Annotated in this window: 12 protein-coding genes; 3 read left to right on the top strand and 9 right to left on the bottom strand. The window is 62.4% G+C overall.

From position 1 onward, the window contains the following. Nucleotides 1-60: 60 nt before the first annotated feature. A complete protein-coding gene (locus tag BLW50_RS12375; protein ID WP_170850126.1) occupies nt 61-1788 on the bottom strand; it encodes an alkyl sulfatase dimerization domain-containing protein in 1728 nt (575 codons plus the stop codon). A 162-nt stretch (nt 1789-1950) separates the two neighbouring features. Continuing rightward, a complete protein-coding gene (locus tag BLW50_RS12370; protein ID WP_090709058.1) occupies nt 1951-3030 on the bottom strand; it encodes a citrate synthase/methylcitrate synthase in 1080 nt (359 codons plus the stop codon). A 119-nt stretch (nt 3031-3149) separates the two neighbouring features. On the opposite strand from BLW50_RS12370, the gene BLW50_RS12365 reads away from it, so the two are divergent. After that, nucleotides 3150-4295 carry a citrate/2-methylcitrate synthase gene (locus BLW50_RS12365; RefSeq protein ID WP_090702494.1) on the top strand — a complete coding sequence of 382 codons (1146 nt, stop codon included), beginning with the start codon at nt 3150-3152 and terminating at the stop codon, nt 4293-4295. Nucleotides 4296-4299: 4 nt separating this feature from the next. On the opposite strand, the gene BLW50_RS12360 is transcribed toward BLW50_RS12365, so the two are convergent. From BLW50_RS12360 to BLW50_RS12330, 7 genes are all read right to left on the bottom strand, one after another. Continuing rightward, nucleotides 4300-5238: a substrate-binding domain-containing protein gene (locus BLW50_RS12360; RefSeq protein ID WP_170850125.1), complete on the bottom strand. Its 939-nt coding sequence runs from the start codon at nt 5236-5238 to the stop codon at nt 4300-4302. 25 nt (nt 5239-5263) lie between these two features. After that, entirely contained in the window at nt 5264-6241 is a 978-nt protein-coding gene (locus tag BLW50_RS12355; RefSeq protein WP_210186072.1) for an ABC transporter permease, read from the bottom strand. After that, entirely contained in the window at nt 6238-7680 is a 1443-nt protein-coding gene (locus BLW50_RS12350; protein WP_170850124.1) for a sugar ABC transporter ATP-binding protein, read from the bottom strand. Before BLW50_RS12350 ends, BLW50_RS12355 begins: the two co-directional genes overlap by 4 nt. Beyond that, on the bottom strand, nt 7677-8510 hold the full coding sequence (locus BLW50_RS12345; RefSeq protein ID WP_170850123.1) for an alpha/beta hydrolase: 834 nt from the start codon (nt 8508-8510) through the stop codon (nt 7677-7679). The genes BLW50_RS12350 and BLW50_RS12345 overlap by 4 nt, the downstream gene beginning before the upstream one ends. Before the next feature lie 89 nt (nt 8511-8599). Next, nucleotides 8600-9679 carry a 2,5-dihydroxypyridine 5,6-dioxygenase NicX family protein gene (locus tag BLW50_RS12340; protein ID WP_090702484.1) on the bottom strand — a complete coding sequence of 360 codons (1080 nt, stop codon included), beginning with the start codon at nt 9677-9679 and terminating at the stop codon, nt 8600-8602. 268 nt (nt 9680-9947) lie between these two features. Continuing rightward, nucleotides 9948-10922 (bottom strand): Bug family tripartite tricarboxylate transporter substrate binding protein, encoded by a 975-nt coding sequence (locus BLW50_RS12335; protein WP_090702482.1) that lies wholly within the window; start codon nt 10920-10922, stop codon nt 9948-9950. 54 nt (nt 10923-10976) lie between these two features. After that, nucleotides 10977-12146, bottom strand: a complete 1170-nt coding sequence (locus BLW50_RS12330) for an alpha/beta hydrolase family protein (protein WP_090702479.1) — start codon at nt 12144-12146, stop codon at nt 10977-10979. A 111-nt stretch (nt 12147-12257) separates the two neighbouring features. Between BLW50_RS12330 and BLW50_RS12325 the strand changes: the two genes are divergently transcribed. Both BLW50_RS12325 and BLW50_RS30685 read left to right on the top strand, forming a co-directional pair. Continuing rightward, entirely contained in the window at nt 12258-12923 is a 666-nt protein-coding gene (locus BLW50_RS12325; RefSeq protein ID WP_170850122.1) for a TetR/AcrR family transcriptional regulator, read from the top strand. A 412-nt stretch (nt 12924-13335) separates the two neighbouring features. Next, on the top strand, nt 13336-16374 hold the full coding sequence (locus tag BLW50_RS30685; protein ID WP_170850121.1) for a caspase family protein: 3039 nt from the start codon (nt 13336-13338) through the stop codon (nt 16372-16374).

Below are 16374 nucleotides of genomic sequence, written 5' to 3'. Positions count from 1 at the left end.
ATCGATATCGGACCTGTTCGCATAGCAGCTGCAACGCGGATATTCCAACATGCGTAGCAATCACGAGAATTGCAGATGCACCTTTTGCAAGGTGGCACGGATGACGCCGTTGGCACCGAAGCAGGGCTCCAATTCGATTTCGATCAGGCCGGGGACCATACCAACACCCTGTTCCCAGAGCTGTGTATCTCGCAGGCCGGCACGACGCAGGCGCAGGCCGCCGATGACGTTTTGATGGCTGAAGCCTTCTATGCGTGTATCAATCCAATCGCCAAGCGTGAAAGTTACAGTCACCGGGCGGGGAGAGTCGGGCAAGTTCAACACCAGTTCGCTTGGGCTTTCACGGCGCAGATGGAAGGAGACGACTTCAAAATCGCCAAAGGCGGCGCCAGCGTGTAGGTAGCCAGGGAAGCTGGCAAGCCAGTCTAGAATCTGTTGGCCGCCTTCGGTCTCGGCAAGAATCTCCTCGGTTTCATGCGCGCTCTCGTCTCTGGGGAATGTCACGGCGCGGATGGGTACGGTTGACCGCTCCTTCGCATCACGCTGATAGACCGAAAAGATCGCCTTGCCGATCAGCGACGTTTCCGCCTCGGCGCAGCGCCCATAGACCTCAGCGCGCACGCTCTGGATTTGCGGCGACTGCGGCATGGCATCGCTGGCGAATTCGATCAGATGCGCCGCCAGCCGCGTGTGGCCGCTGGCCGCCAATTCGCCCGCGCGGCGTGCCAGCCGGTCGACGCCGCCGACCAGCGTGCTGATCTCGGCGGCGAGTTCGGCATCCGACGCCGGCTTCAGGTGCGATGGATTGCCGTCGAACCAGCCGGCATAGAGATGCCAGATGTTGCGCACGACGAATTCCGGATCGTCATATTTTGGCTTCAGCCACGGCCGTGCCAACAGCTCCGGCGGCGCGCTGACTTTATGAAGGATGTCGTCGAGGGACGAGCCCGTGTTCATCAGCGCCAATGTTTGCGTGGTGAGGCTCTCCAGCACGTCGGCAGCGCTGCCGAGCATTTCATCGACGCGCTTGGCTCCGCGCACCACCGGGCCATGGCCGGGCACGAGCACCGCCGGCGTCAGCGCCTGCATCTGGCGCAAGGCGCGCGCCCAGTCGGGCGCATAGCGCTGCACTTTGCGGGGGTTGCCGGCATTGGGAAACACCCAGATGACGAAATCGCCGCTGGCGACGATCTGTTTCTGCGGCAGCCAGACGAAAGTGGCGTCGTCGGTCTCGCCGCGCCCGTGCATCAGCTCGATCTTCGTGCCGCCGATGTCGAGCGACAATGTCTCGTCATAGACCTCGTCGGGCCGGCGATGCTGATCGGGGAATGTATAGCCCGGCTGGTTGAACTGGCGGCCCATCACCAGCGAATTGAGGTCATGGGTCGTGTCGTAGCGCTTGAAGCGGTTGAGCACATTGCGATGGGCGATGACGCGGGGACGGGCGAACCCTTTGCCGTCGGCTTCCTGATCGTAAAGGCGGGCGCCCCAGGTATGGTCGATATGGCCATGGGTGTAGATGATGGTGTGAACAGGCGCCTCGTCCCAGCGGCGCAGCACCGCGAAGGTTTGCGCCGCCGTCTCGCGGCTGCCGCTGTCGATCAGAACGATCCCTTCGCTGGTCCGCAGCGCCGTGGCATTGCCGAACAGATAGCTGGTGTGGATGGTGATGACGTCGTCGGCGATCGGCTGGGCGACACCACCCGCCACCGTCGCCGTCCAATCCTCCAGCGTCGCCGCCCCCGTCCAGAGCCGCTCGAAGAATTCATCCCGCTGTTGATCGTCCATCATCGCATCCTTGGTCTGTCCATCGGCGATGATAACCCGTGCCGTCGCTCTCGGCGACGACAGGTTTCATAGCGCGATGGCGACAGTACTTGAGGATGGACCCTGAAACACACCCTGCTGCCAAATCATGACAGCAGCAGGGTTGCGTTTAATGCGTGCCGTTCACGCCGCCTGTTGCGGCATCGGGCCGATATAAATCGATTGCGGGCGCACGAGGCGGCCGCCGGCGATCTGTTCGCGCGCATGGGCGAGCCAGCCGATGGTGCGGCCCATGGCGAAGACGCAAGTGAATGTGTCGGGCGGAAAGGCCAGAGCTTCCAGCAGCAATGCGGTGTAAAATTCCACATTGGTCTGCAAGGAGCGGTTCGGCTTGCGCTCGCGCAGGATGGCGAGCGCCGCCGCTTCCACAGCCTCGGCATAGGCGAGGCGGCCGGCGCTTGCGTCGAGTTTACGGATCGCCCGCTTTAACGCATCGGCGCGCGGATCGCGCACACGGTAGATGCGATGGCCGAAACCCATCAGCCGGTCGCCACGCTGCAATGCTGCTTCCAACCAGGCCTTCGCGTGGCTGGCGTCGCCGATCTCATCGAGCATGTCGATGACCGGCCCCGGCGCGCCGCCATGCAGTGGCCCTTTCAGCGCGCTCAAGCCCGCGAGCACCGCCGATCCAAGGCCGGCGCGTGTGGAAGCAACGACACGCGCCGCGAAGGTGGAGGCGTTGAGCCCGTGGTCGCAGACGGTGACGAGATAGGCATCGAGCGCCGCCGCCTGGGTCGTGGTCGGGCCGTCGCTGTGCATCATCCGCAAAATATCTTGCGTATGGGAAAGCGAGGCATCGGGCGCGATGGCGGCAAGGCCGCGCTGCGCCCGCACGATTGCTGGCGTGAACACGGCTGGCGCCGCCAAAAACCGCAGGGCGGTGGCGAGATCGTCGCCATCGGGCAGCCGCGCCATCAGGGCGCGGAGCGCCTCGGTCGGTGTGCGGCTGATGAGCGTGCTGTCGAGGGCTGCGACTTCGCTGAACACCTCCACCCGGCTCTGGCCAAGCGCCCGGGCGAAAGCCTCGCCCGCCGGCAGATCGGGAAAGAAGCCGTCGAACATCAGCCGCGCCGCTTCGGCGAAGTCGGCATGGCCGGCGATGTCTTCGAGCGCATGGCCGCGCAGGATCAGGCGGCCGGCAGCGCCATCGACCTCGGAAAGGACCGTGCTGGCGGCGACGACATCTTCGAGACCGTCGGAGATGGGGGTGAGATCGGGCATGGCTGAACTCCATCAATCAATGATGCTTGAGGATTGGCCCTGATCGGCATAGAATCAATATTGATAAAGATAATCAATATATCGACGTGAAAAGTAGCGATATGAGCGAATGGCTGAGCGCGCAGGACGTGATGACCCGGCTGAAACTGCGGCCGCAGACGCTTTATGCCTATGTCAGTCGCGGCCGCATCGAGGCGAAGGCGGATGACGAGGATCCGCGCCGCCGGCTCTATCGCGCCGCCGACGTCGACCGTCTGAGCTATCGCAAGACGCGCGGGCGGCGGAACGCGGCGATCGCCGAAGACGCCATCGCCTGGGGCGAGCCGGTGTTGGCCTCGACGATCACCACGGTGGCGCACGGGCGTTTGTGGTATCGCGGCCAGGATGTGGAGACGCTGGCGCAGACCGCGCGTCTTGAAGACGTCGCGCGCCTGCTTTGGGCGTGCGGCAATGCGCGCTTTCCGCCGCAGTCCAATCCGATCGGTCCTGGTACGCCCTTGCAGCGCATGTTCGCGACCATCGCCGCGCGCGCCGCGAATGATCCTGCCATTGCCGGCCGCACGCCCAAGGCGCTCTATTTCGAGGCCGCCGCCGTCCTCGATGCCTTGGTCGATGCGGTGGCGGGCGGGCCGGGCGAGGGGCCGATCCACGATCGCCTGGCGCGTGCCTGGGGGTGTGACGCGAAAGGCGCCGATCTCATTCGCCGGACATTGGTGCTGCTCGCCGATCATGAGCTGAACGCCTCGACTTTCGCCGTGCGTGTCACTGCCTCGACGCGCGCGTCATTGGCGGCTTGCGTCATGGCGGGGCTCGCCGCTTTGTCGGGGCCGTTGCATGGCGGCATGGCGCGCCGCGTGCGTGCCTTCTTGGAGGAGGCGCGGCGCGTTGGCGCGGAGAACGCCGTGCAAGCGCGGCTCGACCTCGGCGCGGCCGTACCGGGCTTTGGCCATCCGCTCTATCCCGAAGGCGATCCGCGTGCCCGCGCCCTGCTGTCGGCATGCAAAATGCCGGCTGAGTTCGAAGACATCCAGCGCGTCGCCGAGACGATCACCGGCGAAGCGCCGAATATCGATTTCGCACTCGCCGCATTGGCTTCATCGCTTGCGCTGGTCGACGACGCGCCGTTCCTGCTCTTCGCGACAGCGCGCTGCACCGGCTGGATCGCGCATGCGTTGGAGCAATTCCAGAGCGGCCGTCTCATCCGCCCACGTGCGCGTTATGTCGGCGTGGCCCCTGTTTCCGAATGAGTTGCTATTTTGCAGGCGGCAAGGCATTGGCGACATTGCTCGCGTCGATGAGCACGTGACGGACCGTCACAAGGTCAGAGGCGCGTTTGCCGTTGAGCCAATCAACCATGGTCTCAAGGCCCAGCCGTCCCCAAGAGACGGGATTGAGCTCCACCGTGAGCCCGAGTGAGCCATTCTTGACCGCCTGCAGGGCCGGAGGAATGCCGTTCATGCCAGTCACGATGATCTGGCCGCGCTTGCCCGCAGCCGTCACGGCCTGGACGGCGCCAAGCGCCACTTCGTCATTGGCGCAATAGATCGCCTTGATGCCGGGGCGGGCGACGAGAATGTCTTCGGCATATTTCAATCCATCCTCGCGGGTCAGCGCCGCATCCTTGCGGTAGACGATCTTGATCTGCGGTTGTGCCTTAAAACCTTCGTCAAGGCCGGCATTGATGTTGCGGAAGGTCGCCGCACCGGCGGGGCCGGTAATCATCGCCACGTCGGCGCTACCGCCGACAGCTTTGCCGATCCAGGTGGCGATGTCGCGCCCGACACCTTTCTCATCCATGGAGACATAAGCCGACTGATGCGGCGAATTGGCGTGGCGGGCCACGGAGATCACGGGAATGCGCGCTTCGCCGGCGGCCTGATAGGCTGCTGCGACGGCCACGGCATCGATCGGCGACACCAGAATCCCATCGACCTTGCGGGCGACCAGATCGTTGATGCCGGTCACCTGTTGCGCGATGACTTCATTGGCCGTCACGAAGACCACTTTGACGCCCAGCTCCTTGGCTCGCGCCTCGATGCCGCGCCGCATGGCGATGTAGAAAGGATTGGTGTCCGAAGCGAGCGCAACGCCGATGGTGTATTCCTTGGTCTGGGCCATGGCATGCGTCATGACGCTTGTTGAAAGCAGCGGTGCCAACACAAGTCCGAGAAATATCCGTTTGCTGATCATGATCTTCTTCCCTTGCTGGAGCATTTTAAGAAAACCGGCGACGCGCCTGATCGGCGGCGGCCGCAGCGACAAGAACCACGCCGATCGTGACGCGCTGCCAATAGCTATCGACGCCGATCAGATTGAGCGTGTTGGCGAGCACTGTCATGATCAGCACGCCGATCAGACTGCGATGCAGACGGCCTTCGCCGCCTTGTAGGGAAGCCCCGCCCAGGATGACGGCCGCGATAGCGGTCAATTCATAAAACTCGCCGGCGGTCGGTTGCCCCGATTGCAGCCGTGCAGCCAGCATGACGCCTGCAAGGCCCGCGAGCGTGCCACAGATCACGTAAGCCGTGGTGGTAACGCGCTCGACCATGATCCCGGCGAGCAAAGCGGCTTCACGGCTGCCACCGACGGCGAAAATGCGTGTGCCAAGGATGGTGCGATGCAATATCCAACCGCACACCACGGCGAGGACCAGGGCTGCCCAGACGAGCAGGGGGATGCCAAGCCAACGGCCGACGCCAAAATGCACGAAAGATGCCGGCAGGCCTTCATCGCCGACGACGGGCGCGCCTTGCGTGATGATGAGCGCGACGCCGCGAAAGAGAACCATGCTCGCCAATGTGGCGATGAAGGGGCTCACTCTGAGCTGCGTGATGACCAAGCCATTGATCAATCCGACCGCAGCGCCAGTGGCGCCGCCGACGATAATCCCCGCGACGATACCGAAGTGAAGCATCGTCTGCGCCGCCAGACAGCCCGAGAGAGCCACCACGGAGCCGACAGACAGATCGAAACCGCCGGCGACAATCACATAGGTCATGCCGATGGTGATGACGGCGATTACCGCGGCCTGCAGCAGCAGATTGGTGATGTTGAAGGGCGTCAGGAAATTCTCGGATGCAATCGAAGCGACCGTGCACAGGACGACTAGAACCAGAAGCGGTGTCTGTTCACTCAGGCGGACGCGGTTTTTGACGAAAGCCGTGGTCCAAGGACGCAATGTCGTGTCGCTCATGCGGTTTCCTCTGCCAGCGCGTGAAAGGCGAGTTCGTCGAAACCTTCGTCGCGCCGCAGGCTGCCGGTGACATGGCCTTGGCGCATGATCTTGATTTCGTCGCTAATGCTCAGGAGTTCGGGCACATCTGAACTGGCCATCAGAACCGCGCCGCCTTTCGCCACGAAACGGCGGATCTGCGCATGAATTTGGTCTTTTGCCGCGACGTCGATGCCGTGAGTCGGTTCGTCGAGCAGCAGGAGATCGATCTTGCCGACAAGCCAGCGCGCCAGCGCGACTTTCTGCTGATTGCCGCCGGAGAGGGCGCGGACTGGCAGGTCTGGCCGCAAGGGTCTGACGTCGAGCATCTGCATCATGCGCATCACCGCCTGATCTATTTTCTTTTCGTCGCGGCCGAAGGCGGTGGCGAAATGGCGCAGATGCGGCAGGACGATGTTGTCGCGGACCGAAAGCGCATGCACCAAGGCTAGCGCGCGCTCGGGCGGCAGATAGCCCCAGCCGCGATTGATGGACCGGCTGATCGCTGAACCATTGCTGCCAAAGAAGCGCCGGACGACCGTGCTGATGCCCGACCCGAGCAATCCGCCAAGGCCGATACACCTGGCGCGCTGACAGGCAATGACCACGCCGTTGACATCCTGTCGCGCGACCTCTGCGCCAGCTTCGTGAAATTCGTGGCGCGTGTCTTCCGGTGCCTTCACATGGCCGGTCATCGCGCTGATGATGCCGGAATGGGGGAAGGGGGGCGCCGCGCTATTCATCGCGACCCGGCCGTCGCGCAGAACGAGCAGCTTATCGGCGATGACGTCTATTTCCTTGAGCCGGTGCGACACATAAATCAACGCGACGCCCTGTTGCTTAAGGCGACGCAAAACCGTGAAGAGATGTTCAACCTCCGGCCGGTCGAGCGCGGCTGTCGGCTCATCAAGCATGAGAATGCGGGCACGATGGCCAAGGGCACGAGCGATCACGATCATCTGTCGCTCGGCGAAGGACAGCGCCCCGGCCGGGCGGTCGAGGTCGAGAGAAACCCCAACAAGCGCCAGAGCCGCCGCCGCTTCGCGGCGCAGCGCCTGCCGGTCGACCTGCGGCAAAACCCCGAACAGACGATTGCTGGGAAGGCGTCCAAGCATGACATTCTCCGCCACGCTCGCCAGCGGCACCACGCGCAATTCCTGCGGCACGACCACGAGGCCGGCATCGAGCGCCATGCGCCGATGAGCGAAGGCCACGGCGTCGCCGAACAGTTTGATCGTGCCGCTGTCCTGCCGCTGCAAACCGCTGAGAATTTTGATCAGCGTCGATTTACCAGCGCCGTTCTGGCCGAGCAGCGCCAGGCATTCGCCGGGCGCGAGATCGAATGAGACATCCTGCAGCGCCTGCGTCGCGCCAAACCGCCGCGACAGATGGGCGACACTGAGCGCGGAGGGCGGGCTCATGCCGCCCGTTCCTTCATCCAGCCGATCGCGGTGGGCGCCCATAAGGCCGTGTCGTCGCCCGCAGCGAGGCTCGCCTGGAAATGATCGGCGTCTCGCAACACCAGCCGGGTGACATCGCCGCCTGCGGTCTCCAGCGCGCGCTCCATCTCTTCCGCCTGGGTGATGAGATGCGGAAAGTCGCGATCGCCATGGGCCATCAGAAAAGGTGGCGGCGTGCCGTCGATGCGCAGGACGGGGCTGGCCGCGATGTCCATGCCATTGCCTTCGGGGCCGAGAAAGCGCGGACGCATCGACAATCCAGACCCATCGCCGAAGCGGTAGACACCGGAAATGGGTAGGCAACCTCTGATGACCGTGTTGTCGAGCCCGAGTGGCTTTTGCCAGTCGCGCGTGACCGCGAGCAGGGCGGCATAGTGCCCGCCGGCTGAGTGTCCGCCGAGAAAGAAGGACCTTGGATCGCAACCCCAGTCGCTGCACCGATGGCTTAGGAGAGCGATGGCTTGGGCGATATCTTCCACGCCCGTTGGAAACAGATGTTGTGGCGCGAGGCGATAGCCGATCGAGGCGAAGGTGATACCGCTGGCGTTCAGAACGGGCGCCATGAAGCCCATCCATTCTTTATAGCCGCCAGTCCAGCCACCGCCGTGGGAGAAACCGAACAGGATGCCGTTTGGTTTCTCCGGCCGGTAGATGGCGATGCTTTGATAGGGATTGTCGCCGTAGCGGAGCTCATCGAATGTCACGGCGGCCGAGCGGGTCGCGCAGGCCTCGCCATAGGCGAGACCGACAGCCGACGGTGGCTCTTGCTGCGGATAATCGGCGATCAGCATCCATTCCCTCCGTGTTTCCGACTGCTCGGAAAGGCTCGTTGTGGCCCAGTCCCGCGCCATGGGCGCGGGATCCCCTCCAGGCCGGCGGATCAGCGTCGGATGCGTTCGACGATCATGTTTTGATCGATGATGCGGCCTTTCTCGATGATCACCTGATCATCGAGCATCAAGGTGCAATCGCGCATCGGCACGTCGTAATGGCCGCGCGTCTTGCGATTGCCGCCGCCTTCCGAATTCGGTCCGGTCGAGAACAGAAAGTTGCCGGCGAAGGCTCGTGCCGCTACGCGGGACCGTTCTGGCACTTCGCCTTGTAGACCCATCCAGTACCAAGGCGCTTGCGGATTGAGGCCCCAGCCCAGATGCGAAATGGCATAAGGATCGCGATCGTCGTCGGACGCCTTGGCGTCGTCGAGCCAGTCGCGCATCAGTTTGGCGTCAAGGCCGCCATCCAGTTCGGTGATGAAGCCGTTCTCGATCTTGAGGCGGACCGGATCGACCACATAACGGCAGTAGGGAAGAATGATGATGTCGCCGGGCTGGATCACCACTGTGCCGTTGGCGCTGCCTTCGTTGGGGAAGGTATGGATGTGGCCGGCGCCCCAATGGTCGAAACGGCCGGGTTCGTCCGCATAGCCATATTGCGCCATCACCCGAAATTCGCCGCGCGACCAGGTGAGGTCGGTGCCCGCATCCGAGACGAGCCGGGCCGTCTTGGTCTTGGTATAAAGATCGCGGCCGTAGACTACCGCTTCTTTCAGGCCGGGCGGCGATTGCAGCTGTTCGAGATCGTCGGGCGCGTCGATGATCATCAACACGCGCACACCCGCGGCGCGAACCTCCTTCAGCCACGAGGCAAACAGCGGCACGTGGAAGATGACGATCATATCCACCTGGCGCAGCGCGTCGAGGGTGCCCTTGCACTGACCGATCGTCGGCACGCCAACCTTCGTCCAGCCGGGAATCATATTGACGCACATCTCGAAAACATCGGCGCGCAATTCGTCGGCGGCGGCAAAGGCCGCCTGTACATATTCGCGCCGCGTGCCGAGGTCGGTGATGCAGGCGATCGTCTCGCCTGGCTTGACCTGGCAGAGTTCAAATTGCTTGCGGAACAATGCCGGCATTTTGCCGGGATTCATTTCCTGCGATCGATAGGCGGCATGCAGCATGAACCCTCTCCTTAAATAACGAACAATGATTGTTTTTGAATAATGGCTAGGATTTCACGGATGTCAATAGAGAACATTGTTCGCTAAATAGTGAAGATTCTGATCAATGGATCGCGTCTCGCGGAGCACTTCACCGCTTTTGGACGGGCAGTTACGTACTTTTGAGATTGAACGGCGATTGCATTGCGGGTGCCGAGTGCGAATCTAGTTTTAATAGGCTTCGAGCCGGTCGACCGAGGTGTCGAAAATCGGCGGCCTGTCCGCTTTCTTAGAAGTTCATCTGAATGCCGAGCGGCGGCAGTACACGTTGATAATAGACTACTTCATTCTGCAAATAGGTTTTGAATTCTTGCGGCGACAGAGTCCAGACGCGGTTGCCGATCATCGAGAAGTTGGCGGCAACGAGCTGCGAGCGAAGCGCCTGTGTGATTCCTTCATGCAAAGTAGCAAGCGTGGCAGGTGGCATATTCGGCGGCGCCAGTAGAGCCGAGTAAGCAGGAATTCCTATATCCGGCACGGCAAATTCAGAAAAAGTAGGAAGGTCTGGGTATCTCTCAGATCGCCTGGGGCTGCTGATGCCTATAAGTTTCAGCTGGCCGTCTTTAATGAAAGGGTCGAGCACGGCCGGTGAAGAGAACATCATGTCCGTGACGCCAGCGATCAGGTCGGGCAGGAAGTCCGATCGGTAGGGAACGTGGGTTAAATCGATTCCGGCGTATTTGGCAAAAAGTGCGCCGACCACGTGCGTGGTGTTCCCGATGCCACCGGATGCGTAGGTAAGTTTGCCGGGCGTCTTCTTTGCGATATCGATGACGTCCTGAACGCTATTCAATGGGCTCGCAGCGCGCGTGATCAAAGCGAAGCCATCTCCGGCACTGACTGGCGTCATCGGAGTGAACCCTTCGACGGGGTCATATGGCAATTTCTTCATCAGGACTGCCGTGGTGGTATGCCCTCCTGTCGTCCACAGAAGCACCGATCCGTCGGGCTTTGCGCGCGACACCTCCGTTGCCGCGATGGTTCCTGCTGCCCCTGTTTTATTTTCAACGTAGCATTTGCGGCCTGTCGCGATTCGATAAGCCTCCGCGAATACCCTCGCTGAACTATCTATTGAGTTTCCCGCTGGGACCGACACGATCACGCGCATCACGTCCGGAAGCGCTTCCTGCGCTCGACCCGTGATTGGCGCGGCGACAAGAGTGCCGGCGGATGCAGCCAGGACATGGCGGCGCGTCATCAACATCGTTGCCTCCGTATGTTAAAACGAATTTTGATCGAGGTGCCAAATAGACGACGCTCAGGCCAGCTCTTTTGGAGCGTCGAGTGTGCGGGCAATCCAATGCGCGATGTAATCGATGCTAAGACTCATATTGTCGATGCTGCAGTGCTCGCTCCCGCCTTCGGCAAGCGTGTGCACCTTCAGCTCTTTTTTGACGCTGTTGATGGCCTCGGCATACACCTGCTTTGCAGCATCGAGCGACACTTGCCGGTCGTTCTCGCCATGTACGACAAGCATTGGGCAGCGGATTCTATCTAGAATGCCCTTGAGGGTCATTTGATCCGCGATCCGGAGAGCTTCCTCTAGGTTGGATGCACCCGTGACCCACTGCACATGATCGAAGAAGTGATGAACGGACTTTTGCGTTCCATTTCCCGCCAGACGACGACGTACGCCGGCACCAAAGTCATACATGGCGCCCCAGGCGACAACGCAACGAAACCGAGGCTCGTGTGCGGCAGAGCGCATGGCGTAGTAGCCGCCGAGGCTGGGCGCCATCATTCCAATTCGTTCGGGATCAACATCGGATTGCGTGATCAGCCAGTCCACGGAAGCCGACGCCGCGCGTTCGATTTCCACGATGCTTTTCAATCCGCGCAGACGCAGGGCTTCTCCTACGCCAGGGTGGTCGACGATCAATGTGGAGACCCCGCGTTCCGCCAGTTCGTGCGGCATGCCGCTCAGGTAAATCCACTCTTTGTTGACATCCAGCCCATCGAAATGAACGATGCATGGCTTCCTAGCGACCGCCCCCTTACCGCGAACGTAGAGAGCGGGCAGGGATGTTCCATTATCAAAAGGTATCTCGACGCGCTCGCATGGTTCGCGCCGCAAGGCCACGTACTTTGTGAATGCGTGGAGCATGTTGCGATAGAGCGCTAGCCGGTTGGGATCTTTAACGGATGTTTGCCGCTCCGCAGCAAAGTAATAGCCGGCGGCTCGGGCATATTTCCCGCCGGCTGCGCGCAGATTGCCTAGGGCTTCGTCAGCCTCTGCAAAGCCCTCGACTTTTTGTGCTGCATTCTGCCAAGCTTGACAAAAAGCTTCATTCGCTTGGTCTGTCGCTCCTGCCGCGAGGTGCTTGATAGGAGACAGAACGTCATCCACTTCGGCGATCTGGGCACCGGTGTTCAACACCATGACAGTGGCGCTGTTCCAGGGGTAATTGCCGTCGAAGTACTCGAACATCCAGAGGGCTCCGCATGAGGTATTAGCAATAGCAAACGATGAACGTTTTTGATAATGACTCAAATCTATTCGGTGTCAATAGCGAACAGTGTTTGGATAAAGGAGGGCGTGTTGGCCCAAGTTAAAAAGGCGGAGGTGCGGGATGCTATCGTGGCCGCAGCGCATGAGCTTTTTCGGCAGCACAGCTATAGCGGGACAACGTTGCGCCAAATAGCGACTGCCGCCGACGTATCGCTCGCCAATGTCTATTCTTACTTCGCCTCGAAACTCGATCTGCTGGTTGCCATCAGCGACCCTTGGCTGCGCGATCGCTTGGAGCAATTGGAGCGCGACCTCGAAGAGATCAAGAATCCCCGGCAACGGCTGCGCTTCATCATCGCCGCCTTCTGGCGCGAAATTCCAGCTGAGGATAATTGCTTCGCCAATAACATCATGCAGGCGCTCTCGACGGCGCAGCCTACGGAGTATGACGCGCGTACGATCGAATGGAGCAAGCAGAAGTTGAGCGAGATGCTGCACAAATGCTTGCCGGCCGAACGGCAGATTTTGCTCGCGGACGGCAGCTGCACCCATCTTTTGTTCATGGCTTTCGACGGCTTCTCGCTCAACAGCCGGCTCAATCCGAAGGCCGTCTGTACGGACGAGGTCATCGACCTTATTTGCAATCTGCTTGAAGGGACGCCGCCACGTCCGCCGCGGCGTGTGGCCCGCAACAAGACCGGGTTGCATTCGCCGCAGCGTATCGGCACGGCGCAGCGCAAGCCTGAAAAGAGATAAGCGGAGAGCCTCTGGCCAATTCGATGTTTGCACAGCGAATCTGAAAGCGACCTCGCACTATCGTCGCGTCAGCAGCCATCCGAAGTTGCGCGTCGTTTTTTCAAGTGTTTCGCGCGCATGTGGAAGTAGCGGATATCCAGCGGAGGAACACATGGACAACGTCGGCGTTATCATGTGTTGATGGAGACAGTCCTTGCAGATGTGGCTAAGCTGCTCCGTCGCCATGTTGATCGTTAGGCGATGGAACGTATGCTAAGTTATTGCCACAAAAGGCCTGGTACGTCTGGATGGATGAATCACAGCTCATGCTGTGCTTTGTCTTTGTTCAGCCATGGTTCAGGTGAAGAAGGCTAGCTGTACCCTGAATATTCTATTGGGTGCGACGCGGGCACAACGAACGACGAGGGAAATCATGCGTTTGATCTGGACTCTGATCGTTTCCACTTTGCTCGCAATCCCAATCCACACGCCTTCCATCGCACAACCCGCACCAGCGCAACCCACTGAAGCCCGCTTTGGCTTTGTCATCGGCAATGATGATTACGGCCCTGCCTCGCTGCCGACAGCGGCCAATGATGCGGCGCTTGTCGCCGACGCCCTGAAGTCCGCGGGCTTTGATGTCACCGGCGCGCGCAATCTCGATGTCGATACTTTCCGCGCCGCTTATCGCGAGTTCGTCGAGAAGGTGGAAGCGGCTGGCCCTGGCGCTGTTGCTGCCATCTATCTGTCTGGCTATGGCGTGCAGAGCGATGGCGAAAACTATTTCGTGCCGACCGGCGCGCGCATCACCCGCGAGGCTGATCTGGCGCTGGCCGCCATTCGTCTTTCCGATCTGACGCGTCCTCTCGCGGGTCTGCAGAACCGCGCCAAGATCGTTCTGTTCGATCTGGCCTATCCAAGCCCCTTCGCCAAGGAAGCCGCAACACCGCCAGGGCTGACGCTGACCGATCCGGACCGTGGCAGCCTCGTTGGTTTCAACGCTGGCCCCGGCGAAGTGGCGCCGATGCCGAAGGCGCCCTATGGGCCCTATGCCCAGGCGCTGGCCGAAATGCTGCGCCAACCTGGTCTCGACCTGAATGAGATCATGGTGCGCGTGCGGGCGCGCACCGCCGAATTGACCGCCGGCGCACAAGTGCCCTGGCATGTCTCGAAGATTGATCCGCCGCTGGCCTTGCTCGATCGTGGCGCCGGCGCGCCGGCGATGCAGGTCTCGCCCCAGGCGGTGATCGAACGTCGCCGCAGGCCGCTGCGCGAGCTTAGCGTGGATGAGGCTTATGCGACGGCGCTCGAGCTCGACACCATCCGTGGCTATGATGATTTCCTCGTTGCTTTCCCCTCGAGCCCCTATTCGCGCAATGTGCGCGGCATGCTGGCGGCCCGTCGCGAGGCCTTCGTCTGGCGGCGGACGCTGATCGTTAATTCGCCCGACGCCTATTGGAGCTATCTGCGCCACTATCCGCGCGGTCCTCATGTGAGGGAGGCGCAGGGCCGTCTGGCCCGGTTGTCGTCCGCGTTGCAACCGCCGCCGAGCTTCACCGAAATCAGCTATGACGTGCCGCCGCCGCCGCCGGAGGAAACGGTGTTTTTCGCGGGCGGTGGAGGCCCGGTCTATTATGAGCCGGCGCCGCCGCCGCCAGCGGCCGTCTTCATGGCGCCTGTGCCGGCCTGGTGGACGCCGCCGCCGCCGCCGGTCTGGGGTGCTGATTCGGAATACTACCTGGCCGAGCCGGTTGTCGTGCCGCCGCCGCCGTGGGTTTACCCGCCGGCCTATGTGGCCGCCCCGCCGCCGCCGATCGTCTATGAAGAAGATCGTCCGGCGGGTGTTGGGATCGCGCCTTATGTGGCGATCCCCGCCGCGTTGGCTGTCGGCATTGTCGCTGGTCGTATCATCGCCAACCGCCAGGGCCGTCCGCCGATCGTCGGCGCGCCGCCGCCAAATATGCCTCCCGGTGGTCCGGGTGGTCCGGTCACCGCGCCGATCGGTGGCCAACGTCCCTTCCTGCCGCCGGTCGCCGCGCCGCCGAGCGCCGTCAAGCCGGGCACGACGCAGCTGATCAATCTGCGTCCGGGCACGGGTGCGCCGGTGCAGGCAGCCCCTGTGGTGGTGAAGGGCAATCCGCAGCAATTGTTGAACACGCCAGGCCTGGGCTTGGGCGCCCGCCCGGGTCAGCCGGGCACGCCCGTCACGACCGCACCGACCACCGCGCCGCTGCCAGGCGTGCAGCCAGGAGGTGTGCAGCCAGGAGGCGTGCAGCAGCCGGGTCGTCCGGGCGCGCCGCCGGTCCCGGGGGCTCAGCCCGGTCGTCCTCCCGGCTTGCCCGGTGCGGTGCCGCCCGGCTTGCCCGGTGCGGTGACCACCGCGCCGACGGCGCCTTTGCCGAACGCCCAACCCGGACAGCCGGGTCAGCCAGGCCGTCCGAGCGGCCCGGTGCCGGGTGGTCAGGCGTTGCCGCAGACCTTGCCCAATGTGCAGCCGCAGCCAGGCCGCCCGCCGGGCGTGCCGGCAGCACCGGGAGCCCAGCCGGGGCAGGCCGCTCGTCCGCCGGGCACGCCGCCGGTTCCGGGTGCTCAGCCAGGACAACCAGGACAACCCGGTCGTCCGGGTGGGCCTGTGCCGGGTGGCCAGGCATTGCCGCAGACCTTGCCGCAGACCTTGCCCAATGTGCAGCCGCAGCAACCAGGCCATCCGCCGGCCGTTCCGGGAGCACCGGGTCAGCCCGGGCAGGCCGCGCATCCGCCGGGCACACCGCCGACCCCAGCGCCGGTTCCAGGCGCGCAACCTGGTCGTCCGGGTGGGCCTGTGCCGGGTGGTCAGGCGTTGCCGCAGACCTTGCCGCAGACCTCGCCGAATGCGCAGCCGCAGCCAGGTCGACCGCCGGGCGTGCCCGGGGCGCAGCCGAACCGTCCGTCGGTGCCCAATGTGCCGCCGCAGGCACAGCCTGGTCGCCCGCCTGTTGCGCCTCCCAATGCGGGACCAAGCCCGGCGCAACAGCAGATCTTGCAGCAGCAGCGCCAGCAGGCGGATCAAGCCCGCCAGTTACAGCAGCGTCAGCAGCAACAGCAGGATCAGGTGAGGCAGCAGCAGATGCAGCAACAACGTCAGCAGCAGCAGATGCAGCAGCAACGTCAGCAGCAGCAACAACAGCAGATGCAGCAGCAACGTCAGCAGCAGCAACAACAGCAGATGCAGCAGCAACGTCAGCAGCAGCAACAACAGCAGATGCAGCAGCAACGTCAGCAGCAGCAACAACAGCAGATGCAGCAGCAACGTCAGCAGCAGCAACAACAGCAGATGCAGCAGCAACGCCAACAGCAGCAGCAACAACAGATGCAGCAGCAACGTCAGCAGCAGCAACAACAGCAGATGCAGCAGCAACGCCAGCAACAGCAGCATCAGCAGCAACAGCAGCAGCGGAGCCCGCCGCAACAGAAGAAACCGGAGCGCCCGTAA

The organism is Beijerinckia sp. 28-YEA-48 (assembly GCF_900104955.1).
Lineage (GTDB): Bacteria > Pseudomonadota > Alphaproteobacteria > Rhizobiales > Beijerinckiaceae > Terripilifer.
Note: the sequence above shows the minus strand (reverse complement) of the source record. Positions and strands in the feature narration are given on the sequence as shown.